Below are 22,633 nucleotides of genomic sequence, written 5' to 3'. Positions count from 1 at the left end.
TGAACAGGCCGTGAACGGCCGACGAGCGAAAGGGACGGGGATCAGCCAGGTGACGCGCAACGACGAGGTCAGGACGGAGCTCCCCGGCATGGACGCCGCATCCATCGCCGCGCCGCTCGGACCCACCGGACGCCCGCTGCGTACGTTCCCCATGCCCGTCGAGCTCGTCCAGCACGGGCCGGCCAAGGTCGTGGCGCTGTGCAACCAGAAGGGCGGGGTCGGCAAGACCACGACCTCCATCAACCTGGGCGCGACGCTGGCCGAGTACGGCCGCAAGGTACTGGCGATCGACTTCGACCCGCAGGGCGCGCTCTCGGCGGGGCTCGGCGCGCAGACCCACGACGTGACGACCATCTACGACCTGCTGCTCAACCGCAACGCGGACGTGCGGGAGGCCATCCAGTCCACCGGCGTCGCAGGGCTGGACATCATCCCCGCGAACATCGACCTCTCGGCCGCCGAGGTGCACCTGGTCAACGAGGTGGCGCGCGAGCAGATCCTCGCCGGCGTGCTGCGCAAGGTGTCGGCCGACTACGACGTCATCCTGATCGACTGCCAGCCGTCGCTCGGCATCCTCACCGTCAACGCGCTGACCGCGAGCCACGGCGTGCTCATCCCGCTGGAGTGCGAGTACTTCGCCCTCCGCGGCGTCGCCCTGCTCATCGAGACCATCGACAAGGTGCGCGAGCGGCTCAACCCGGCGATCGAGCTCGACGGCATCCTCGCCACGATGTACGACTCCCGCACGCTGCACTCGCGCGAGGTGCTGGAGCGCGTCGTCGACGCGTTCGGCGACCGGGTGCTCGAGACGGTGATCTCGCGCACGGTGAAGTTCCCGGACGCCTCGGTCGCGGCGACGCCGATCACGCAGTTCGCGCCCGAGCACCAGGCGGCGGAGGCCTACCGCCAGCTCGCGAGGGAACTGATCTTCCGTGGCGCCGTCGCCTGAGGCGCCGCTCGAACAGGACACCGCCGGCCAGGGCGGCTTCCGCGTAGCGGTCGGACAGTTCGAGGGGCCGTTCGACCTGCTGCTGTCGCTGATCTCCAAGCACGAGCTGGACATCACCGAGATCTCGCTGAGCCGCGTCACCGACGAGTTCATCGCCTACCTGCGCCGGCTCGACGCCGACGAGAGCCTGGACGAGGCGAGCGAGTTCCTGCTCGTGGCGGCGACCCTCCTGGACCTCAAGATCGCCGGGCTCCTGCCGCAGGGCGAGCTGGTCGACGCCGAGGACGTGGCGCTGCTGGAGGCGCGCGACCTGCTGTTCGCCCGCCTGCTGCAGTACCGGGCGTTCAAGGAGGCGTCGACGTGGTTCGCGTCCCGGCTCGACGCCGAGGGCTCCCGGCACGCGCGCACGGTGCGGCTGGAGGACAAGTACCGCCAGCGCACGCCCGAGCTGGTGTGGACGCTGACGGCGGAGGACTTCGCTGCGCTCGCGACGCTGGCGATGACGCCGCGCGAGATCCCCGTCGTGGGGCTCGACCACCTGCATGCGCCGCTGGTCAGCATCCGCGAGCAGGCCGCCGTGGTGGTCGGGATGCTGCGGGCGGGCGAGCCGCTGTCGTTCCGGCAGCTCGTGGCCGGGGCGGAGCAGAAAGGCGTCGTGATCGCACGGTTCCTCGCCGTGCTCGAGCTCTACCGGCACGCGGCGATCGCGTTCGAGCAGCTCGAGCCGCTGGGCGAGCTGACGCTGCGCTGGACGGCGGAGCACTGGTCGGAGGAGAACCTGTCGAACCTGGGAGCGGATTATGACGGTTGACGGAACCGAGCTGGAGACGGAGCCGGCCGCGGTCGACGACGCCCAGATCGAGCGCGCGCTGGAGGCCATCCTCATGGTCGCTGACGAGCCGATGAGCCTGGTCACGCTCGCCACCGCGGTGGGCGCGCCGGTGAAGCGCGTCCGCGCGGCGATCGACGCGCTGGTGTCCGATTTCGACGGCTCGGCCGGGCCCGCTGGCACGCCCGGCGTGCGCCGCGGCTTCGAGCTGCGGGAGGTCGGCGGCGGCTGGCGCGTCTACGTGCGGCCGGAGTTCGACGCCGTCGTGTCGGGCTACGTCCTCCAGCAGAACCCCACCCGGCTGTCGCAGGCGGCGTTGGAGACGCTCGCGGTGATCGCCTACAAGCAGCCGATCAGCCGCGGGGCGATCGCCTCCATCCGCGCCGTCAACGTGGACTCGGTGGTGCGGACGCTGGCCGGCCGCGGCCTGATCACCGAGCTCTTCACCGACAGCGAGACCGGTGCGATCAACTACGGCACCACCGACCTGCTGCTCACCCAGCTCGGCATCAACTCGATCGACGAGCTGCCCAAGATCTCCCCGCTGCTGGCGGACGGCGCCGACGGGTTCGACGATGTCCGGTGACGTGGGCGGCGCGGCCGCGGAGGGCGAACGCCTGCAGAAGGTCATGGCCGCCGCGGGCGTGGCCTCCCGGCGGGTGTCGGAGGACATGATCGTCGCCGGCCGCGTCAGCGTGAACGGCCAGGTGGTCACCGAGCTCGGCCGCCGCGTCGACCCCGCGACCGACCGCGTGGCCGTCGACGGCACCGCGGTGCAGCTCGACACCTCCCGTCGCTACGTGATGCTCAACAAGCCGGTCGGCGTGGTGTCCTCGATGCGCGACGAGCAGGGCCGGCCCGACCTCTCTGGCTTCACGGCGGGCTACCCGGAGCGGCTGTTCAACGTCGGCCGGCTGGACGCCGAGACCTCCGGCCTGCTGATCCTGACGAACGACGGCGAGCTCGCCCACGTGCTCGCGCATCCCAGCTTCGGCGTGACCAAGACCTACATCGCCCGCGTGCGCGGCACGGTCTCCCCGCAGACGATCGCCCGCCTCACCAAGGGCGTCGAACTGGAGGACGGCCCGATCGCCGCCGACAAGGCACGGCTGCTGCAGTCGCGGTCGGGCGGGGGCGACAGCCTCGTGGAGGTGACGCTGCACTCCGGCCGCAACCGGATCGTCCGCCGGATGATGGCGGAGGTCGGCCACCCGGTGATCGAGCTGGTGCGCCGCCAGTTCGGGCCGCTGCACCTCGGCACGCTGAAGGTCGGCGCGATGCGCGATCTGACCAAGGAGGAGCTGGGGGCGCTCCTGACCATCTCGCGGCAGTAGCCCCGTTTCCGCCCCGACTAAGGTTGATCCGTGACTGAATCCGCCTCCCGTCTCGCCGGACCCGTCCGCGTGGTCGGTGCGGGGCTGCTCGGGGCGTCCGTCGGGCTGGGGCTGCGCGCCCGCGGCGTTGACGTGCTGCTCGCCGACGCCTCGCCCGCCCATCTGCGTCTCGCCGCCGACTACGGCGCGGGGCGGCCGGACGACGGGGGAGTCGAGCCCGCGCTGATCGTGGTCGCGGTGCCGCCGGACCTGGTCTCGCGCGTCGTCGCGGAGGAGTTGGCCGCGCATCCCGCCGCTGTCGTCACTGATGTCGCCAGCGTCAAGGGGCAGCCGCTCGCCGAGCTCGTCGCGGCCGGGGTCGACCTGGCCCGGTACGTCGGGTCGCATCCTCTCGCCGGGCGCGAGCGCGGGGGTCCCAGTGCCGCTCGCGCCGACCTGTTCATCGGGCGGCCGTGGGTGGTCGCCGCCCGGCCCGAGAACGCGCGCGCGTCCGTCAACCTGGTGGAGGCGCTCATCCTCGACCTCGGCGCCACGCCGGTCGAGATGGCCGCGGCCGACCACGACGCCGCCGTCGCATTGGTCTCGCACACCCCGCAGATCGTCTCGTCGCTGATGGCGAAGCGGCTCGCGGCCTCCACCGATGCCGCCCTCGGGCTGGCCGGCCAGGGGGTGCGCGACGTGACGCGCATCGCCGGCAGCGAGCCGGAGCTGTGGGTGCAGATCCTCGGCGCCAACGCGCCCGCCATCGTGGCGATCCTGCGCGCCTACCGCGACGACCTGGACCGGGTGCTCGCCGCGCTGAGCGACGTCGACGCCGCCGGCTCCCGCCGCACCATCGCCGAGGAGATCGCCGGCGGCAACCTCGGCGTCGCGCGCCTGCCGGGCAAGCACGGCCAGGACAAGCGGTTCTCCAGCCTCGTCGTCATGGTGGACGACCGGCCGGGCGAGCTCGCGCGTCTGCTGGCCGAGCTGGGCGAGCTGGACGTCAACCTGGAGGACCTGCGCCTGGAGCACTCGCCGGGCGCCGCGTTCGGGCTGGCGGAGATCGCCGTGCTCCCCGAGGTGTGGCAGCGCACCGTGACCGACCTGACCGACCGCGGCTGGAGGATCGCCGGATGACCGACACCAACCCCATCGTCGTCGCCGTCGACGGGCCCGCAGGAAGCGGCAAGTCGTCGGTCTCCAAGGCGGCCGCGCGCGCGCTCGGCTGGTCGTACCTCGACACCGGCGCCGCCTACCGGGCGCTGAGCTGGTTCCTGGTGCAGCGCCGGCTCGACCTGACCGACGCGGACGCCGTCATCGACGCCCTGCCGGACTTCGACTACCGGATCGGCACCGACCCCGACACGTACCACGTCTTCGTCGGCGACCACGATGTCACGACCGCCATCCGCGAGCCGCAGGTCACCGCCGCGGTCAGCGCGATCGCGAAGGTCCCCGAGGTGCGCGAGTTCCTCACCGGCCTGTTCCGCTCGATCATCGCGCACGGCGACAAGCGCGGCATCGTCGTGGAGGGCCGCGACATCACGACGGTGGTCTGCCCCGATGCGCCGGTGCGGATCCTGCTCACCGCCGACGAAGAGGTTAGAATTGCCAGGCGCTCCGCTGAGCTGGCCGACCATTCCGCCTCCCACGTCGGTGAGGCCCTCCGCAGGCGCGACGCGGCCGACTCCCGGGTCGTGGACTTCATGAACGCCGCAGACGGCGTGACCACCGTCGACTCCACCGACCTCGACTTCGACCAGACCGTCGACGCGGTCATCGCGGTCGTACAGAAAGAGACCCATGTCTGACATCGAGAACGAGCCCACCGGCGCCGACGACCTGGCCGAGCGCCTGGCCGGCCTGGACGAGAACCTCGCGGTGCAGCGCGCCGCCGCCCTCCGCACCGGCCTGGAGGAGTACGAGCTCGACGACACCGACCTCGACCTCCTCGGCGCCGTCACCGAGGACCCGGACGCGATCACCTATCTCCCCGCTCTGCCGGTGCTGGCCATCGTCGGCCGCCCGAACGTGGGCAAGTCGGCGCTCGTCAACCGCATCCTGGGCCGCCGCGAGGCAGTGGTGGAGGACACCCCCGGCGTCACGCGCGACCGCGTCTCGTACCACGCCGAGTGGAACGGCCGCCGGTTCACGGTCGTCGACACCGGCGGCTGGGAGCCCGACGCCCGCGGCATCGACGCGTCCGTGGCCGCGCAGGCCGAGGTCGCGATCGACCTCGCCGACGCGGTGCTGTTCGTCGTGGACGCCACCGTCGGCGCGACCGCCACCGACGAGCACGTCGTCCGGCTGCTGCGCAAGACGAAGAAGCCGGTGTTCCTCGCCGCCAACAAGGTGGACGACGCCCGCCAGGAGCCCTACGCGACCGAGCTGTGGTCGCTCGGGCTCGGCGAGCCGTGGCCGGTCTCGGCGCTGCACGGCCGCGGCGTCGCCGACCTGCTGGACGAGATCCTCAAGGCACTGCCGGAGGTGTCCAACGTCGCGAAGCGGGAGGTCGGCGGGCCGCGTCGTGTCGCGATCGTCGGCCGCCCGAACGTCGGAAAGTCCTCCCTGCTGAACAGGGCGGCGGGGGAGGAGCGCGTGGTCGTCAACGAGCTCGCCGGCACCACCCGCGACCCGGTGGACGAGCAGGTCGAGCTGGGCGGCAAGGTCTGGCGCTTCGTCGACACCGCCGGCATCCGCCGCCGGGTGCACCTGGCGCAGGGCGCCGACTTCTACGCGTCGTTGCGCACCTCCACCGCACTGGAGAAGGCGGAGGTCGCGGTCGTGGTGCTCGATGTGTCCGAGCCGATCAGCGAGCAGGACGTCCGCATCATCGACCTGGTGCTGGAGTCGGGCCGCGCGCTCGTGCTGGCGTTCAACAAGTGGGACCTCCTGGACGACGAGCGCCGCCGCTACCTGGAGCGGGAGATCGAGCAGGACCTCGCCCATGTGTCGTGGGCGCCGCGCGTGAACATCTCCGCCCGTACCGGCCGCCACCTGGAGAAGCTGGTCCCCGCGCTGGAGCTGGCCCTCGAGTCGTGGGACACCCGCATCCCGACCGGCAAGTTCAACGCGTTCCTCGCCGAGCTCACCGCGGCGCACCCGCACCCGGTCCGCGGCGGCAAGCAGCCGCGCATCCTGTTCGGCACGCAGGCGACCAGCCGGCCCCCGACATTCGTGGCGTTCACCACCGGATTCCTCGACCCGGGCTACCGTCGGTACATCATCCGCCGGCTCCGCGAGGTCTACGGTTTCGAGGGCAGCCCGATCGTCCTCAACATGCGCGTGCGCGAGAAGCGCAAGCGCTGACCTCCCCGGCGCGTCAAGCAGGCGCGCCGGTGCGGGCGGGTGGACAGGTCGGTTCAGATCACCCCCAGTGAGGGGGTGACCCGGTTGGGGGTATTTGTACCCCGGTCTGTCCTCACTAATGTGGACCATTGAGAGCTACCCGACCGCGTTACCCGAAGACGCGGGCTCTCGTCATCGAGGACGCATACCCGACCATGAGTTCTACAAGTACATACACGCCTGCCCGGAAACGCCAATTCGGCGCCGAACGCCGCACCGAACCACTGCCCACGGTCCACCCGAAGCCATCGGACCGGAAGGTCACCTGGAGCCGCGTCGCCATCGTCGCGACCATCGTCTTCTGGGCGATCTACGTCGTCACGACGATCATCCGCCAGTTCCTCGTGCTCGGCACGCAGGACTTCCGGTTCACGATGGAGGCCATCGGCTACACCGTCGTCGTCACCTTCCTCACCTTCTCCGCACTGATGTACCTGGTCGCCCGGCAGGGCGCGCTGCAGCGGTTCCAGAAGCACGTGCGCGTCCCGCGCGCCGAGCTCGACCGGCACTTCGCGCAGAACCAGCCGTCCATCACGGTGCTCGTGCCCTCCTACGCGGAGGAGCCCGAGGTGGTGCGGATGACGCTGCTCTCGGCCGCGCTGCAGGAGTTCCCCTCCATGCGCGTCGTGCTGCTCGTCGACGACAACCCGAACCCGACCGACCCGGCCGTCGCCGAACGGCTGAACGCCACCCGCGCCCTCGCCGACAGCATCACCGGTCAGCTCGCGGAGCCGCGGTTCCGGTTCACCGACGCCCTGCTGCGGCACGAGCTGGGCGACGAGCGCACGCACGTCACCGACGAGGCCGCGCTCGAGCTGGCCGACCACTACCGCTGGGCTGCCGAGTGGCTGTACGCCCAGGCCGACGCGCACGGCATCGACGACCACGTGGACGTCTTCTTCGCCGACCAGGTGCTCCGTGCGCTCGGCGACGAGCTGGCTCTGACCGCGGAGGCCGTGGCGGCCGCCGTGAGCGAGGGCGCTGCCCTCTCGTCCGAGCGTGTGGCCCAGCTCTACCGCCGGCTGGCGTGGACCTTCGACGCCGAGCTGATGATCTTCGAGCGCAAGAAGTGGGCGTCCCTCTCCCACGAGGCCAACAAGGCGATGAACCTCAACGCCTACATCGGCCTGATGGGCGGCACCTACCGCGTCGAGGAGACGCCGGACGGCCCGATCCTCAACCCGGTGCCCGCCGGCTCCCGCCGGCCCGGCGACATCGAGATCCCGGACAGCGACTTCCTGCTGACCCTGGATGCCGACTCCATCCTGCTGCGCGAGTACTGCCTGCGGCTGACCTACTTCCTGCAGCAGCCGGACAACGCCCGCGTCGCCGTGACGCAGACCCCGTACTCGTCGTTCCGCGGCGCCGGCACTCGCATCGAGCGCCTCGCCGGCGCGACGACCGACATCCAGCACATCCTCCACCAGGGCAAGAGCTTTTACGGAGCGACCTTCTGGGTGGGCGCGAACGCGGTGATCCGCAAGCGCGCGCTGGAGGACATCGTCGAGACCGAGTGGGTCGGCGGCTTCGAGGTGCGCCGGTACATCCAGGACCGCACCGTCATCGAGGACACCGAGTCGAGCATCGACCTCGGCACCCACGGCTGGACGCTCGTGAACTACCCGGAGCGGCTCAGCTACTCGGCGACCCCGCCGGACTTCGGCTCGCTGATCGTGCAGCGCCGCCGCTGGGCGAACGGCGGCCTCCTCATCCTCCCGAAGCTGTGGAAGCAGGTCCGCGAGCGCAAGCGCAGGGGCGAGAGCGTCTCGCGCATCGAGCTGCTGCTGCGGGTCAACTACATGGCCTCCATCTGCTGGGCGAGCTTCGGCCTGGTGTTCCTGCTGGCGTACCCGTACGACGGCCGCCTGCTGAGCCCGATGGTGCTGCTGGCCGCGCTGCCGTACTTCATCAGCCAGGCGAGCGACCTCCGCTACGCCGGCTACAAGGCCACGGACATCTTCCGGATCTACGGCTTCAACCTGATCCTGCTGCCGGTGAACCTGGCGGGCGTGCTCAAGTCGATCCAGCAGTCGCTCACCGGCAAGAAGATCCCGTTCGCCCGGACGCCGAAGGTCAAGAACCGCACCGCGTCGCCGCTGCTGTACGTGATCGCGCCGCTCGCGATCATCGGGTTCTCGCTGTTCACGCTGTGGCGGGACTGGAACGCGCACAACTGGGGCAACGCCGCGTTCGCGGCCTTCAACGCCAGCCTGGCGATCTGGGCGCTCGTCGCCTACATCGGCATCGGCAACACGATCGTGGACATCTGGCTCGGCCTGACCAAGCCGCTGTACGTCGAGAAGAAGCGCAAGCGTTCAGCCCCCGAGGCCGCGCCGGCGACCGAGTCGATCGACTGGCGGTCGGTGCTGTACCACGGCCACGCCGGTGGCGAGCTGCCGCACTTCGAGCGCACCGCGGTGCGGGGCGACGCCCCGGTCGTCGACGCTCCGGCGGTCGACGGTGAGAGGCAGGCCGCCTGATGTCCCGGAAGGACAAGAAGGCCGCGGCCGCTCAGGACGCCGCTGCTGCTGCCGACCGTCTCCAGGCTCCCGAGTCGGGCTCTGGCCGCCGCCTCTCGCCGTGGCGCGTGATCGGCGCCGGTCTCGTCGCGGTGATCGTCGTCTCGGCCGGCGTGGTCGGCTTCCAGTGGTGGAGCGCCCGCGCCTCGGTGGACCTGAAGCCGTGGTTCGCCTCCTACGTGGACGTGACCGCGACCCCGAAGTACGCGTTCGAGAGCCTCGGCTCGACCTCCACCAAGGACGCCGTGCTGTCGTTCATCGTCTCGGACCCGGCCAAGGCCTGCACGCCCTCCTGGGGCGGCGCGTACACGATGGACGAGGCGCGCGGCGCGCTCGACCTGGACCGCCGGATCGCCCGGCTGCAGCAGCAGGGCGGCACCGTCGCGGTGTCGTTCGGCGGCCAGGCGAACGAGGAGCTCGCGGTCGGCTGCACCGACCCGGCCGAGCTGAAGAACGCCTACGCGTCGGTCGTCGACCGCTACAAGGTCGGCACCATCGACCTCGACCTGGAGGGCGACGGGCTGGTGAACACGGACGCCGCCGCGCGCCGGGCCACCGCCATCCACGACCTCCAGCAGGAGCGCAGGGCCGCGGGCAAGGGCCTCGCCGTCTGGCTGACCCTCCCGGTGTCGCCGACCGGCCTGACCGTCGACGGGACCAACGCGGTCGACGCCATGCTGAAGGCGAAGGTCGACGTCGCCGGCGTCAACCTGATGACCATGGACTACGGCAACGCCAAGGACGCGTCGAAGTCGATGGCCGCGACCTCCGAGGCGGCGCTCACCGCCGCTCAGCGTCAGCTCGGCGTGCTGTACAACCGGGCCGGCATCCACCAGTCCGACCCGAGCCTGTGGGCGAAGATCGGCGCGACCCCGATGATCGGCCAGAACGACGACCGGGGCCAGGTGTTCGGCCTCGCCGACGCGAAGACCCTGAACGCGTGGGCCGTGTCGACGGGCATCGGCCGCATGTCGATGTGGTCGGCGAACCGCGACAAGACCTGCGGCTCCAACTACGTGGACACCACGGTCGTCTCGGACGCGTGCAGCGGCGTGAACCAGGGCAAGCAGACCTTCGCCGGCATCCTGTCGAAGGGCTTCGACGGCCGCATCGCGCTGGGGGAGGGCGCCGTGACCACGGCCGAGCCGACCTCCGCCGCTGCCGCGGACGACCCCGCCCACTCGCCCTACCCGATCTGGACCGCGAGCAACTCGTACCTGAAGGGCACCAAGGTCACCTGGCACCACAACGTGTACCAGGCGAAGTGGTGGACCAAGGGCGACGTTCCGGACAACCCCGTGCTGAACGCGTGGGAGACGCCGTGGGACCTCGTCGGCCCTGTGCTGCCGGGCGAGACCCCGATCCCGCAGCCGACCCTCCCGCCCGGGACCTACCCGGACTGGAGCGGCGAGACCGCCTACGACAAGGGCGCCCGCATCCTCTTCGACGGCGTGCCGTTCGAGGCCAAATGGTGGACCAAGGGCGACAGCCCGGAGGCCGCCAGTGCGAACCCCGACTCGTCCCCCTGGGCCCCGCTCACCCAGGACGAGATCGACACGATCCTGGGCGGTGATACCACCCAGAAGTGACTCGGTGGCGGGATGCTGCAGCGAGCGCATCCCGCCGCCGACCCACCTGGACGCACCGCTGCGGGGCGGGAGGTCCGGGCGTCGCGTCGCGCCTCCCTCGTCGGGAGGAAGGCTCTGCGGCGCCGTGTCGGCGGGGCCCACGGTGCCTGTCGGGTTGGTCACGACCGGCCCCGCCGACACGCTAAGATAGACGAGTTGTCTTGCTTGGCGCTCTCACGGCCTGGGCGGGACGGCAACGGGCTGTGGCGCAGCTTGGTAGCGCACTTGACTGGGGGTCAAGGGGTCGCAGGTTCAAATCCTGTCAGCCCGACGTTCTGAAAAAGCCGGAGGGGCACGACGGTCGCAAAGCGACCCCGTGCCCCTCCGGCCTTTTCAGAACTCGCTGCCGACTAATGGGGTCCCCGCCCGCGAGGGGCCCCGGGCGCCAGGCCTCGCTCTGCGAGGACTGGCGTTTGGGGTAGCGGGTGGGGCGCAGCCTGGTGACGGGCGTGGAGAACGGTTATCAGCGCCTACGGCGTCATGCCCTCGCGAACCCGGGCCCCCACGGCCCACAGCAGGTTGTAAAGGTTCCAGGGGGCGACGTCGTACGTGTCCCACCGCTGACCGACGTGCGCAGTCCACTCGGGAACGCGGCAGCAGATGCGGTGACCGAGTATGCGAAAGAGCGCGTCGCAGAGCAGGCGCCGGGGTCTCGACGGCGCGGAGTACGGGCCGCCGTCGTAGATGAGGCGGAGCAGAACATGGCTGAGCGCAGACTTCATAGGGACTCCCTAATCGGTGTCGCCGGCCGCCGAATGCGGCTAGCGTTGCTGCTCGCTCATTGCGCCAGCTTAGCCCCGGGTGTGCAAGGTGCTCATGGCCGCTCACGCCGTCGGGCCGTGAACGCCCGAACCGGGAGCGGAAAGCCACTCACCGCTGGGGATACCGGCCGGCTGACGGGTCTGAGTTGAAGTAGTCACGCCGGGTATGTGTGGGCTGTGAAACGCGGTTCATTCAGTGCCGGCTAGGACGGGCGTTGCTGGGTTCGGCGCCCGTCGTCTTCCCGATATGGCCTAAGCGAATCCCGGAGCGTAGACCTAGTAGATCAGGGGAGGCACACGATGAAGATAAGGGATCGGGAGCGGATGCTGGAAGCGGTGAAGCGGGCGCAGTTCGAAGCAAGTACCAACTACGTGGGCGCGGGGCGAGTGCTCGCTCGTTCGAACGCGTGCACCGGGATGGAACTCGTCTCCGTCCTGGACGAGGAGGACAAGCCCGCGAAGCTCGTCGGTCGGAAAGATGGCTTGCGGGCCGCCCTCTCCGTCATCCGTTCCAAAGAGTTCTTAGAGCAGCCGACGTCGAGGTTCCATAGGGAGCACGGATGGACGTACTCCCTTTCAATGGGCGACCCGCGCTGGGACTTCTGGGTGGGCGACGACGCGGATAGCTTCTTTTACGGCCTGGTCGAACCAGTGAGGTACGCAACGAACTACCTCGTGGAGGCGATGGTTCCCGAATGGACCGCGGAACGGACCCCCGTCCTGTGGGCGCTCGATTTCGGCGATCTCACGTCGGACACCGTCTTCTTCGCGATGAACGACCGAGGCTACGCGTACATGGCTCTCGGGCCCGCTGAACCGGTTGCGAAGAAAGGTTGGGAGCCGCGGCTTAGTGATTTCACCGTCGAGCTGGATCGGACCAGAAAGGCTTTGACCGAGGCGATCGCGGCGGTGGCTCCGGCTCTGGACGCCACGGCTCTGGCGGGCGCGTCCTGGCAGTACTTCACTGAGGCGCACGGCCTCCGAGATGACGGGACCGATCTTCGGTGGGACGCACTCCGAGATGGGGTTACGGGCAGTCGCTCAACGTCTGCTTGATCGAGTCTGCGTCCTGCCGGCTGATGCTGAGCCCGTAGCTGCTGAGGACGAAAACGTACCGGGTAACGTAATCGCAGCCGTAGCCGGCGTTGCCCAGCAGCGGTCGGCATCGCACAAATGGCCAAGGCAGCGGGGTAGGCCACGCTCGTAGCAACGGGTTGGAGGAAAATCTCCTGGGGGTCAGAGGAAACACGGTGACTGAACGCCTCTGGCAGTCGGGGGTTGTCAGGTTTCGTAAACAGCCCACGTTCTGAAAGAGCCGGAGGGGCACGACGGTCGCAAGCGACCACGTGCCCCTCCGGCTTTTTCAGAACTCGCTGCCGATCTCAAATTCCTAAGCTTTCATGCAAAGATTGCACAACGAGCAAGGAGCGAGGATGCAATTCGAGAGCCCACACGAGAACGAAGCCTGGCCTGACGACATGTCCATCCGGGTCTCGGACGGTTCGAACCTGCTCGAGCTGCTGTGGCTGCGCCATCACGCCGTGGCTAATGCCGAACCTTCCTTGCCCGCGGCGGCGTTGCCTGGCGATCCCGTCGAGTCTCCCGACGATCGACTCGTCGGTCTGTGGGAGAAGTCATGGAAGGACGCTCTCGAGCACTCGCGCCGGCTCCAGGAAACCGATCCTCTCGCGATCCCTGACCGCGCCGATCTCTGGACTCCGCCCGACATCGCGTCCTTCGCGGCCGAACTCGGGCTGGATGCGAGCGACGGCGCTGCTTCCTGGCGACGAACGCTCACGTTCCACGATGCGGAGCGAGCCGCGGTGGCGAGACTCCGCGGCGCCTGGGAACGCGGGCTGCGAGTCGTTCTTGAGGTGCCGCTCGGCGGGCCCTTTGCGCGCGAGCTGTCCACGGCGGCCCTCCTTATCTCGAGCGTCACTCGACGGGATGTCGCCGGTTATTCGGAGGCTCTGGATTCATTCGGGCGGCGATGACGGGATTGCGTCGTTCTCATCCCCGGAGGCATCAAGATCGCGGCGTGCGCAACCCAAGCCACTCTTCACGATAGCTAGCCGGTAGCCCGGGCGAGATGGGGCATCACCTATGCGCGTGGTTGCTCGCCGGTCGCTAGAACGCGGTGTCCCAGACGAACCGGTGATCCAGGTTGTCTTGGCCGAAGATTCCCATTCGTAGGCCGGGCTCCCCGCGACGGGCGACCAGTTCGGCAGGGAACTCGACAATTGCTTTCCGGGTCAATTCGTCAATGGAGCTGTTCATTTCGGGCAACACCTCGAAGGGGCGCTCCAACACGAGCAGGGCCTCGCCGCTGGCCAGCAGGAGGCCTGCAATCGGCCGTACTCCTTTCAACTCAAACAGGGTGTCCGTCTCGAAGAACAGGAGTTCGATTGCCGTCGCCATGCCGTCGGGAGGTGCCGGGAGCCACTCCACTCGCTGCGGTCGCCGTAGCGTCGAGTCGTCCAATGCGGTCACGTCCTCGGCGCGAACACGAATGGAAGGGCCTCGCACCGGTGTTTCGTCAGGACGTTGCCACCGGTCGATGAGCCTATCCTTGCGACCTTCATCGGTCAGTTCCGCGTTCTCCGGGTCTTCCCAGAACTCATCGGTGTACGCGTAGCGCCACACCCCGGACTCATGCAGCGAGAACTTCTGCACGCGGCTCATGTTTTGAGCGAAGACATATACACAACTGGCGTTCCGTCCAGCAAGGATGGACCAGATGCTCGACCGCTTTCCCGGTTCACCGACGGCAACCCGAACCTTTCCACCCACCTCGGTGATCGGGATGCGCTGCTTCTCCCCGTCTTCGCCGACCTGCAGTTCCCACCAGTTCTCGTCGCTCACAAGCGAAGCCTGGCATGCGTGCTTCCCGAAGGGCACTCATCGACGGACTCCGAATGCGCCTAGACCCTCACCCCACCGCCCGCCGCACCACCTCGGCGATGCGCTCCCACGCCTCCTCTGTCGGCTCGATGAGCGCGTACGACGTCGCCCACAGCCCGCTCTCGTCGTCGAGCGCGGCGCGGGAGCTCACCCCGAAGGTCGAGTAGCGTTCCTTGTCCTGTTGGCCGCTGCGGAAGAACACCACGACCTTGCCGTCCCTGGCGTATCCGGGCTGGCCGTAGAACAGTTTCGGCGCGAGGTCGGGTGCGGTTTCCGCGACGATCGCGTGGAGGCGTTCCGCCAGCTCGCGGTCGCCGGCGGGCATCCCGGCGATCGTCGCGAGAACCTCCGCAGCCTCTGCGGCGGCCTTGTCTGCCGACTTCGCGCGCTTGGCCTCCGCCTTCAGTTCGGCGGCGCGCCGCTTGATCGCGGTTCGCTCTTCGGCGGTGAAGGTGCCGGCGTCGTCCGTGTTCGTCATTGGTTCGTCCCCCTGTGTGCAGGTCCTGGCAATGGCATCCACGGTAACGGACGCGCACGCCGGCGGGGAGCTCAGTCGGAGGCCAGTCCCGGCGCGAGAGTGGAACGTCCCTGGCCGCGGCGGCGCGTGATGCGCTGTGAACGGCGTACACGACGAAACGGGAAGCGAGAGATGCATGACTGTCGACGACCACCATGCACCGCATCACGAGACCCCGCAGCTGGGAAACCCCGACCTCCCACTCGAGGGCATCGAGAACACGGCCGGAGACCCGGCGAGCACGACGATGACCGGGCCGCAGAATCCGGCGCTCGCCGCGCAGTTCCCGAGCGCGGTCGGGGCGCCGCCGACGACATCAGGACCCAAGGCGTTCTTCTGGTCGTCGTTCAACGAGAGACGGGGATGCCGGCCGCGACGGCGACCTCCCGGTACGCGGCGGCGAGGTCCGCGAGGCTCGAGTGGGCGTTCAGCCCACTCGGGTTCGGGACGACCCACACCTGCGACGACCCCCAGTCGCCCGGCTGCCGCCCCACCGTCGCCCGCGGCTCACCGAATGCCACCCGGTAGGCGGTCACCCCGAGCATCGCGACGACGTTCGGCCGCAGGGGCTCGACGCGGCGTCGGAGGGCGGCGCCACCCTCCCGGAGTTGCTCGGGGGTGAGTTCGTCCGCGCGAGCGGTGGCGCCGGGGACGATGCAGGTGATGCCGATGCCGAGCTTCTCCAGCTGGGCGACATCCTCCGGGCGGAAACCGCCGGATGCGTCGATGACGTGGTCGGTGATCCCGGCGAGGTGCAGCGCCTTGTAGAACCGGTTGCCGCGCCGTGCGAAATGCGCCTGCACCGCCACGGTGAGCAGTCCGGGGTTGATGCCGACGACGAGGAGCCGCGTCGGCGACGGGATGAGGTCGGGGAGGGTGCGTCCGGTGAACGTCAGCAGCTCCGCACGCGTGAAGGTCACGCCTCCTCCTTGAGCGCGCCTGCCTCGCGTGGCCGGTCGCGCGGCTCCGAATCTACTCCTGGAACACCCCCAGCATCCGCTCCCGGTTGTCGCCGAGGGCCCGCTCGCAGCCCGACACGCAGTGCACATCCTGCGGTGCCGTGCGGAAGCCGGCCTGGCCCGGGTTGCCGAGCATCTTCACCGTGCCGTCCATGCGCTTTCCGCAGACGGGGCAGTCCGCCGTCCGCAGTTCGATCCTGATCGCCATGCACCCACGGTATGCCCCCCGTTCGCGGTACACGCGCGGCCACGCGGGCAGGCCGCAGAACGGCGGGACGGCCGCGCGGACCTTGCCGTAGACAGGGCGGTCTGCGACACTGGCGGCGCCTGGCGAGAGGAGCCATCATGTCGAATCCAGGGCAGCCGACGGTGCAGGAGGGGGACACCGGCGAGGCCGTTCGGCGCGCTCAGCGCGCGGTGCGGCGCACGCCGAACCTCGGGATCACCGTGGACGGCATCTTCGGGCCGGCGACGCGCGCGGCGATCGTGGACTTCCAGAGCGGCGCGGGGCTGACGCCGGACGGGATCGTCGGACCGCTCACCTGGGCGGCCCTGCCCGACGGCGGGCCGATGCCGGTGCTGAGCGAGGGGTCCACCGGTGCCGTGGTCTCCAGCCTGCAGACCATCCTGACCAACGGCGCCGACCAGTGGGGAGGCGTCGGGCCGGGCGGCGTCGACGGGATCTTCGGGCCGCACACCCGTGCCTCGGTGGAGGCCTTCCAGGGCTGGGGCGGGGTCGCGGTGGACGGTGTGGTCGGCGACCAGACCTGGAGCGTTTCGCTCCACGCGGCCAGCGCGACGCTGGAGACAGCGGTCGGGTTGCAGTACGTGACCTCCTGACCGGAAACCCGCCGGAGTCGGAGCCTCCGGCGGGTTCGGGCCCTTAGTCGTTCGCCTCGGAGACCTCATCGTCGAGCGAGTCCTCGTCGACGGCGAGCTCCTTGCGGGTGACGCCCGTGGCGTGGGTCAGCAGCCCCGCGACCTCGTCGGCCTCGGCGGGGTCGACGACCACGACGATCCCCGAGCTGCCCGCGTGCAGGGTCTCGGTGATCTCCTTGAGGTCTTCTGCCGACGCCTTGTTCTTGATGTGCCCGGCCAGCGCGCCGATCCCGGCCCCGGCGCCGCCGCCGACCAGGAGGGCGCCGCCGAGCGCCACCGCGGGGAACAGCGCGACGACGAGGCCGCCCGCGAGGCCGATCGCGAGGCCCTTCCTGCCGCCGTGGTGCTTGTTCCCGTCGTCCCGCTTCGGGATGGTGACGTTGCCTTCCTTGTCGCGGTTGACCACCGCCGCGTCGAAAGCCGCGTGCTTGCCGGCGTCCTTGTAGTGCGCGTGCAGCGCGTCGAAATCCGCGACCGCCTCGTCCTCGCTCGCGTACTGCGCCGCGATCGCCATGTACGGCTTGTCAGCCATGTCCACTCCCGTCGGGTGTCATCCTCCGCCGCGGGACCGCGGCGTCACGCGCACGGTAGCGCCGGGCGACGTCGCTGCAACAGTCCTCGGTTTCGGCCGGCAGTGATCGGCGCGGATGACGGGTCCGACGCGCTCAGGCCTCGCCCTGCTCGACCTCCGCGATCGCGACCCGCAGCTCGCGCGCGACATCCTCGAGAGTGCGCCCCGATCCCACCGCGACACCGGCGATGTAGGCCGTGAGCGGCGCCGCCGGACGGGTCACCCCGTGCGCGGCGTCCCTGGCGAGATCGAGCAGCGCCGACACGTCGCCGGGTTCGAGGGTCACGCCCAGCCGTCGCGCCGCGGCGCCGGCCCATGCGTCGAGTTCCTGGGGTTCCATCAAGGTCGCTCCTTCAGTCGTTCGAGGTCGTGCGGTTCGTCGATGTCCGCGACGGCGTCGCGGTGCGCGGGGACGATCGGGAGGCCGAGGTGCTCGATGAGCGCCCGAGCCGGGAGGCCGCCGGCGCCGCCGCTCGCGTCGAGCTCGGCGAGCCGGGAGCGGAGCGCCGCGAGCGGGACGCGCGCGAGCAGCCACTGGGCGTTGCCGCCCTCGTCGGCGAGCACGCCCGCAACCATCCCGTGCAGCGCCGCGACGGCGTCGGCCGGACGGGCGAGGTCGGCGGAGACGATGAGCGTCTCGTCCAGCTCGCCCGGCAGCGCAGCCACGCCGGCCGCGATCGCCGCGCAGGGCCCGCCCCACCGCGGATACTCGGACACGGTGACGACACCGCGCGGCACCGTCTCGGTGGCCGCCGACACCAGGACGACCGTCGCGCATGCGCCGACGGCCTCCATCGTGCGCTCCAGCAGCGTGCGCCCGGCGACCTCGGCCAGCAGCTTGTCGCTGCCGAAACGGGTCGAGCGGCCGCCGGCGATGACGATCGCGGCGGGCGCTGGGGGAGTGAGGGCCACGAGGTTCAGCCTGCCACGGGACGGCTGGCGGAGCGAGTCGTGGCAGATGGCAGGGTGGATGCATGGACCGCGAGATAAGAGGCGCCGACTTCGACACGAGGGGGATCGTCGTCGATCCGGTCACCCAGGTGGAGCTGCCGATTCCGGCATTCAGCGATCCGGCGTCGACGGTTCTCCGCGAGTCGATGCGCCGGTTCGGCGATCTGCGCGTGGTCCGGTTCTTTCCCGATCACGGCCACCGCTGGCCGCTCTGGGACGCGTCGGTCGGCTACACGGCCGGTCCCGAGGATTTCGGCTTGAGCCCCGACCTCACCCAAACCCTTCGTCAGTGGTACGACGAGTGGGAAGCCGCGGTCGGGCCGGCAGAGCCGTGGAAGGATCCGGTCGCCGAGCGTGAGTGGGAGGAACGCGGCGATGTGCTCGCAGTGCGGCTGGCCGCGGAGGTCTGGGACTTCGCGATCGTCTACGTCGCGCATCGCGCGTAGGCGACGATCGCGGCGGGCGGCGGGGGAGTGAGGGCCACGAGGTTCAGCCTGCCACGGTCGGGGAGGCGGGGCGAGCGGTTCGGAGGTCGAGTGTTTCCCTACTGTTCGGTATGGTTCTCGACATGTTCTATGGACTCACCGGATGGCACGTGATGATCGTGCTCTCGTTCTGGATCGTGCCGTTCGTGCTGTGGGTGGTCGCGCTGGTCCAGATCGCGAAGTCGAAGGCCGCGGCCGGGCCGGTGGTCGCGTGGGTGGTGATCGTGACGCTGATCCCGATCGTCGGTGCGATCCTGTGGTTCGCCATCGGCCGGCGGTCGTTGCGCGAGGGCGGATCGGCCGGCGGGGTGACAGGCTAGCTGCGAGGGTGCCCCGTGAGGAGTCGCGACGGTCTACGCCGGGCGTCGCGACCTGAACGAGAGCTGACAGACCCTTCCCTCGCGGCAGCTCAACGATATATCGTTGACTATCGTTACCGACTCACCCGATTCTTCATCAGGAGGCGCATCATGAGCGGAACATTCACCGGCGGCGGCGGCTGGGGCAACATGAATCCCGATGGCCTGTTCCAGGCTTTCGACCAGTTGCGGTCGCAGTTCGAGAAGAAGGTCAACACGCGCATGGGGCGCGGGGACGTCCGGTCCGCCGTGCTCGCGCTGCTCACCGAGAAGCCCATGCACGGATACCAGATCATCCGGGAGATCGAGGAGCGCACCGGCGGGAGCTGGAAGCCGTCCGCCGGCTCCGTCTACCCGACCCTGCAGCTGCTCGCGGACGAGGGGCTCATCACGGCAGAGGAGTCCAACGGGCGCAAGACCTACGCGCTCACGGAGGAGGGCAAGGCAGCGGCCGAGGAGGCCGGGCCCGCGCCGTGGGAGCCCGACGAGCAGAAGGAGAGCGCCGGAGCAGGCGGAGGCTGGGGGCCTGGCAACTGGACGGGCGGTCACAACCCGTTCGACGGCGAGCTCCCGAAGGCCGGGGTGGCGCTCGCGCAGGCCGCGGCCCAGGTGCGGCGCTCCGGCACGCCCGAGCAGATCACGGAGGCCGTCGCGGTGCTCGACGAGGCGCGGCGCAAGCTGTACTCGATCCTCGCCCAGGACGCCCAGGACTGAGCGGGTGGCGGCGCCCGAAGCGGCCGGCTCCGGCACGACGACACGAAGGAACACGACGGCGGTGACGGGCTCGGGGGACACCCGGGCCCGGTACCGCCGCATCCTGCGGTTCGCCGCGCGCAACCTCATCCACATCTGGTGGTACGACCTCTTCCTGCCGCGCATCGGGCTCGCCCGCCTCAGTGAACGCGGACGCACCAAGCGGCTCACCGGGTTCGCGCGACGGTTCCACGACCTCGCGGTGGAGCTCGGCGGGCTGATGATCAAGGTCGGCCAGTTCTTGTCCTCCCGGCTCGACATCCTGCCGCCCGAGATCACCAAGGAGCTCGAAGGGCTGCAGGACGAGGTGCCCGCGGTCCCGTTCGACCAGATCAAACGCCTCGCCGAAGCCGAACTCGGGATGCCGTTGGAGCGCGTCTTCGAGGCCATCGACCCGGTGCCGGTCGCGGCGGCCTCCCTCGGCCAGGCGCACCGGGCGCGGCTCGCCGAGCAGGACAGGGACGACACCGGTCTCGACACGGTCGTGGTCAAAGTGCAGCGGCCCGGAATCGACGCGATCGTCGACGTCGACCTGGCGGCGCTGCGTCGGGTGGGCGGCTGGCTGAAGCGGGTACGCGTGGTGTCCGAGCGCGTGGACATGCCGGCGCTGGTGGAGGAGTTCGCGGCCACCAGCCTGGAGGAGATCGACTACCTCCACGAGGCCAGGAGCGCCGCACGGTTCGCCGAGGAGTTCACGCACGACCCGCGCGTCGCGGTTCCGGAGGTCGTCTGGGAGCGGACCACCCGGCGCGTGCTCACGCTCGAAGACGTCACGGCGATCAAGATCACCGACACGCTCGCCCTGCGCGCGGCGGGCATCGACCCGGCCCACGTGGCGCCGGTGTTCGCGTCGGTGATGTTCGACCAGCTCTTCACCAACGGGTTCTTCCACGCCGACCCGCACCCGGGCAACATCTTCGTCACGCCCGATCCCACGCTCGCCGCCGACGGGATGGACGCGACCACGGCCCATCCGTGGAAGCTGACGTTCATCGACTTCGGGATGATGGGGGAGGTCCCGGACAGCACCCGGCGCGGCCTCCGCAAGCTCCTCATCGCCGCAGCGGGCCGCGACGGCAAGGGGCTCGTCGACGCGATGCGCGAGGTGGGGGTGCTGCTGCCGACCTCCGACACGAGCGAGCTCGAACGCGCGATGACGCAGCTCTTCGCCCGCTTCGGCGGGATGGGGTTCGCCCAGCTGCGGGAGGTCGACCAGCGGGAGTTCCGCGACTTCGCCATCCAGTTCGGAGACGTGATCCGGTCGCTGCCGTTCCAGCTGCCCGAGCACTTCCTCCTGATCGTCCGGGCGATGTCGCTGACGTCCGGGGTGAGCAGCGCACTCGACCCGGAGTTCAACCTGTGGGACTCGATCGAGCCATACGCGACGCAACTGCTGCGCGACGAGAGCGGCAACCTGGTGCAGGACGCCCTCAAGGAGGCCGTGTCGATCGCGGGCGTGGCGGTGCGGCTGCCGAAACGCCTCGACGCGGTCGTCTCCCGGATCGAGGAGGGCAACCTCTCGGTCAAGACGCCCGCGCTCGACCAGCGGATCGGGCGGCTCGAACGCGTCACCCGGCGGCTCATCGCGGCGGTGCTGTTCAGCGGGTTCCTGGTCGCGGGCGCGGTCCTGCTGCCGACCGTGCCGGCGTTCGGGATCGTGCTGATGAGCGTCTCGGCGCTCCCGCTGATCTACGTGGTCGTCGGGGGCCGCCGGCGGTAGCCCTCTCGCGTCAGGCCCCGGCCACCCAGTGCCGGGTCACGGCCTGCACGTGGGCGCCGTCGAGGTCGGCGAGTTTGACGCCCGCGAAGCGGCGAGCCGCCTCCGAGGTCTGAACGCGCGCGGGAGGCTCGGCCGCCGTCAGCGTCTCCACGATCACCGCCGCCACCCCCTCCGGCGTCTGCGCCGCGGCAGGGTCGAACGCGGCGGCAGTCCGGGCGAGGTAGGCGCTCAGCGCGCCCTCGTACGGCGTGCCCGCGACAGCCGGCGGCTCCTGCGCCCGCACGCTCGCGACGAACTCCGTCGTCACGGCTCCGGGCTCGACGACGCTTACGCCGACGCCGACCGTCGCGGCGACCGGGGTCAGCGACTCCATGAAGCCCTCGACGGCGAACTTCGCAGCGCAGTACGCCTCGTTGAACGGCTGGCCCACCACACCGCCGACGCTGGAGACCGTGACGACACGGCCGCCGCTCTCCCGCAGCAGCGGCAGGGCGGCCTTGGTGACGGCGACGACGCCGAAGAAGTTGACCTCCATCACGGCGCGCACGTCGTCGACGGACTCCAGCTCCACCGTCCCGAGATGCCCGGAGCCCGCGTTGTTGAGGAGGGCGTCGAGGCGCCCGTAAGTCGACCGGATGTGGTCGAGGCAGGCCGCGATCGAGGCCGGCGAGGTCACATCCAGCGGCTGGAGGTCGAGCGTGACGCCGGCAGCGTCGGCCTCGGCCTGCAGTGCAGACGCCTTGCCGAGGTCGCGCATGGTCGCCACGACGGTGAGCCCGTGGCGTGCGGCGGCGACGGCGGTCGCGAGGCCGATACCGGAGGACGTTCCGGTGACGAGGAGGATGGATTCGGTCACGGTGTCATCCTGCCACCGCGCCCGGCTTCCTCAGTGCTCCGGCAGCGTCACTCGTTCCCCGTCCCGCGTGAATCCGCGCGTCGCGTCGTCGTAGGTCGTGTGCGACCGCTTCGGGGAGGAGTCCGCGGGCGGCGGCACGTCCGCGTGCTCGAGTGCCCGCAGGACGAGCGTCTCGACGAGGTGCGACGCTGTGGTGTGTCGATGCAGTGCGATCCGCACGAGCGCGGCGTACTCCGGCTCGTTCAAGTGGAGCTTGAGTGGGATCCCCCCTGGCGTGGTGCCGGGGCCGAGGGCGGTGGGGCCTGTGGCGTTGGCTTCGCTCATGACCGGAT

At 70.0% G+C, this 22,633-nt stretch carries 25 protein-coding genes and 1 tRNA gene; 17 read left to right on the top strand and 9 right to left on the bottom strand.

Going from position 1 to position 22,633, the window contains the following annotated elements; translation table 11 throughout:
* Positions 1-49 precede the first annotated feature (49 nt).
* The 12 genes from AC3A3H_RS09695 (at position 50) to AC3A3H_RS09640 (ending at position 13,344) form a co-directional block, all read left to right on the top strand.
* The gene (locus AC3A3H_RS09695; protein ID WP_487614354.1) at positions 50-949 is read left to right on the top strand and encodes a ParA family protein; all 900 of its coding nucleotides are present in this window, start codon (positions 50-52) and stop codon (positions 947-949) included.
* On the top strand, positions 933-1,760 hold the full coding sequence (locus AC3A3H_RS09690) for a segregation and condensation protein A (RefSeq protein ID WP_487614353.1): 828 nt from the start codon (positions 933-935) through the stop codon (positions 1,758-1,760). Before AC3A3H_RS09695 ends, AC3A3H_RS09690 begins: the two co-directional genes overlap by 17 nt.
* Positions 1,750-2,364: an SMC-Scp complex subunit ScpB gene (gene scpB, locus AC3A3H_RS09685; RefSeq protein ID WP_487614352.1), complete on the top strand. Its 615-nt coding sequence runs from the start codon at positions 1,750-1,752 to the stop codon at positions 2,362-2,364. The genes AC3A3H_RS09690 and scpB overlap by 11 nt, the downstream gene beginning before the upstream one ends.
* On the top strand, positions 2,354-3,112 hold the full coding sequence (locus tag AC3A3H_RS09680) for a pseudouridine synthase (RefSeq protein WP_487614351.1): 759 nt from the start codon (positions 2,354-2,356) through the stop codon (positions 3,110-3,112). Before scpB ends, AC3A3H_RS09680 begins: the two co-directional genes overlap by 11 nt.
* A 30-nt stretch (positions 3,113-3,142) precedes the next feature.
* Entirely contained in the window at positions 3,143-4,231 is a 1,089-nt protein-coding gene (locus AC3A3H_RS09675) for a prephenate dehydrogenase (RefSeq protein WP_487614350.1), read from the top strand.
* Positions 4,228-4,905 (top strand): (d)CMP kinase, encoded by a 678-nt coding sequence (gene cmk / locus AC3A3H_RS09670; protein WP_487614349.1) that lies wholly within the window; start codon positions 4,228-4,230, stop codon positions 4,903-4,905. Before AC3A3H_RS09675 ends, cmk begins: the two co-directional genes overlap by 4 nt.
* The gene (gene der, locus AC3A3H_RS09665) at positions 4,898-6,403 is read left to right on the top strand and encodes a ribosome biogenesis GTPase Der (RefSeq protein WP_487614348.1); all 1,506 of its coding nucleotides are present in this window, start codon (positions 4,898-4,900) and stop codon (positions 6,401-6,403) included. The genes cmk and der overlap by 8 nt, the downstream gene beginning before the upstream one ends.
* 194 nt (positions 6,404-6,597) lie before the next feature.
* Entirely contained in the window at positions 6,598-8,922 is a 2,325-nt protein-coding gene (locus AC3A3H_RS09660) for a glycosyltransferase family 2 protein (RefSeq protein WP_487614467.1), read from the top strand.
* Positions 8,922-10,550 carry a chitinase gene (locus tag AC3A3H_RS09655; protein ID WP_487614347.1) on the top strand — a complete coding sequence of 543 codons (1,629 nt, stop codon included), beginning with the start codon at positions 8,922-8,924 and terminating at the stop codon, positions 10,548-10,550. The genes AC3A3H_RS09660 and AC3A3H_RS09655 overlap by 1 nt, the downstream gene beginning before the upstream one ends.
* Positions 10,551-10,786: 236 nt before the next feature.
* A tRNA-Pro gene (locus AC3A3H_RS09650) sits at positions 10,787-10,860 on the top strand.
* A gap of 790 nt (positions 10,861-11,650) precedes the next feature.
* Positions 11,651-12,406: a hypothetical protein gene (locus AC3A3H_RS09645; protein ID WP_487614346.1), complete on the top strand. Its 756-nt coding sequence runs from the start codon at positions 11,651-11,653 to the stop codon at positions 12,404-12,406.
* A 377-nt stretch (positions 12,407-12,783) separates the two neighbouring features.
* Positions 12,784-13,344 (top strand): hypothetical protein, encoded by a 561-nt coding sequence (locus AC3A3H_RS09640; RefSeq protein ID WP_487614345.1) that lies wholly within the window; start codon positions 12,784-12,786, stop codon positions 13,342-13,344.
* A gap of 133 nt (positions 13,345-13,477) precedes the next feature.
* Here AC3A3H_RS09640 and AC3A3H_RS09635 read toward each other — a convergent pair whose 3' ends face one another.
* The 4 genes from AC3A3H_RS09635 to AC3A3H_RS09620 all read right to left on the bottom strand — a co-directional run bounded on the left by AC3A3H_RS09635 (position 13,478) and on the right by AC3A3H_RS09620 (position 15,935).
* Positions 13,478-14,212: a hypothetical protein gene (locus tag AC3A3H_RS09635; RefSeq protein ID WP_487614344.1), complete on the bottom strand. Its 735-nt coding sequence runs from the start codon at positions 14,210-14,212 to the stop codon at positions 13,478-13,480.
* A gap of 67 nt (positions 14,213-14,279) precedes the next feature.
* The gene (locus AC3A3H_RS09630; protein ID WP_487614343.1) at positions 14,280-14,729 is read right to left on the bottom strand and encodes a DUF1801 domain-containing protein; all 450 of its coding nucleotides are present in this window, start codon (positions 14,727-14,729) and stop codon (positions 14,280-14,282) included.
* 386 nt (positions 14,730-15,115) lie between these two features.
* Positions 15,116-15,688 carry a mismatch-specific DNA-glycosylase gene (locus tag AC3A3H_RS09625; protein WP_487614342.1) on the bottom strand — a complete coding sequence of 191 codons (573 nt, stop codon included), beginning with the start codon at positions 15,686-15,688 and terminating at the stop codon, positions 15,116-15,118.
* 52 nt (positions 15,689-15,740) lie between these two features.
* Complete coding sequence (locus AC3A3H_RS09620; RefSeq protein ID WP_185278140.1) at positions 15,741-15,935, bottom strand: hypothetical protein; 195 nt, start codon at positions 15,933-15,935, stop codon at positions 15,741-15,743.
* A gap of 137 nt (positions 15,936-16,072) precedes the next feature.
* On the opposite strand from AC3A3H_RS09620, the gene AC3A3H_RS09615 reads away from it, so the two are divergent.
* Positions 16,073-16,567, top strand: coding sequence for a peptidoglycan-binding domain-containing protein (locus AC3A3H_RS09615; protein WP_487614341.1), 495 nt, complete (start codon positions 16,073-16,075; stop codon positions 16,565-16,567).
* Positions 16,568-16,610: 43 nt separating this feature from the next.
* Here the strand turns inward: AC3A3H_RS09615 and AC3A3H_RS09610 are convergent, their stop codons facing one another.
* The 3 genes from AC3A3H_RS09610 to mobA all read right to left on the bottom strand — a co-directional run bounded on the left by AC3A3H_RS09610 (position 16,611) and on the right by mobA (position 18,089).
* Entirely contained in the window at positions 16,611-17,138 is a 528-nt protein-coding gene (locus AC3A3H_RS09610; RefSeq protein ID WP_487614340.1) for a DUF1269 domain-containing protein, read from the bottom strand.
* A 133-nt stretch (positions 17,139-17,271) separates the two neighbouring features.
* Positions 17,272-17,517 carry a DUF6457 domain-containing protein gene (locus tag AC3A3H_RS09605; RefSeq protein WP_487614339.1) on the bottom strand — a complete coding sequence of 82 codons (246 nt, stop codon included), beginning with the start codon at positions 17,515-17,517 and terminating at the stop codon, positions 17,272-17,274.
* Entirely contained in the window at positions 17,517-18,089 is a 573-nt protein-coding gene (mobA, locus tag AC3A3H_RS09600) for a molybdenum cofactor guanylyltransferase (protein ID WP_487614338.1), read from the bottom strand. Before mobA ends, AC3A3H_RS09605 begins: the two co-directional genes overlap by 1 nt.
* 62 nt (positions 18,090-18,151) lie before the next feature.
* Between mobA and AC3A3H_RS09595 the strand changes: the two genes are divergently transcribed.
* The 4 genes from AC3A3H_RS09595 (at position 18,152) to AC3A3H_RS09580 (ending at position 21,445) form a co-directional block, all read left to right on the top strand.
* A complete protein-coding gene (locus AC3A3H_RS09595) occupies positions 18,152-18,574 on the top strand; it encodes a hypothetical protein (protein WP_487614337.1) in 423 nt (140 codons plus the stop codon).
* Between the two features lie 122 nt (positions 18,575-18,696).
* Complete coding sequence (locus AC3A3H_RS09590) at positions 18,697-18,933, top strand: PLDc N-terminal domain-containing protein (protein WP_487614336.1); 237 nt, start codon at positions 18,697-18,699, stop codon at positions 18,931-18,933.
* Between the two features lie 150 nt (positions 18,934-19,083).
* Entirely contained in the window at positions 19,084-19,686 is a 603-nt protein-coding gene (locus AC3A3H_RS09585; protein ID WP_487614335.1) for a PadR family transcriptional regulator, read from the top strand.
* A gap of 4 nt (positions 19,687-19,690) precedes the next feature.
* Entirely contained in the window at positions 19,691-21,445 is a 1,755-nt protein-coding gene (locus AC3A3H_RS09580) for an ABC1 kinase family protein (protein WP_487614334.1), read from the top strand.
* A gap of 10 nt (positions 21,446-21,455) precedes the next feature.
* Here AC3A3H_RS09580 and AC3A3H_RS09575 read toward each other — a convergent pair whose 3' ends face one another.
* Both AC3A3H_RS09575 and AC3A3H_RS09570 read right to left on the bottom strand, forming a co-directional pair.
* Positions 21,456-22,301, bottom strand: a complete 846-nt coding sequence (locus tag AC3A3H_RS09575) for an SDR family NAD(P)-dependent oxidoreductase (RefSeq protein WP_487614333.1) — start codon at positions 22,299-22,301, stop codon at positions 21,456-21,458.
* Positions 22,302-22,331: 30 nt separating this feature from the next.
* Complete coding sequence (locus AC3A3H_RS09570) at positions 22,332-22,625, bottom strand: hypothetical protein (protein WP_487614332.1); 294 nt, start codon at positions 22,623-22,625, stop codon at positions 22,332-22,334.
* Positions 22,626-22,633 lie beyond the last annotated feature (8 nt).

The sequence above is a fragment of the Leifsonia sp. Soil_N53 genome (genome assembly GCF_057655165.1).
This window is presented reverse-complemented; position numbering and strand designations above follow the sequence as displayed.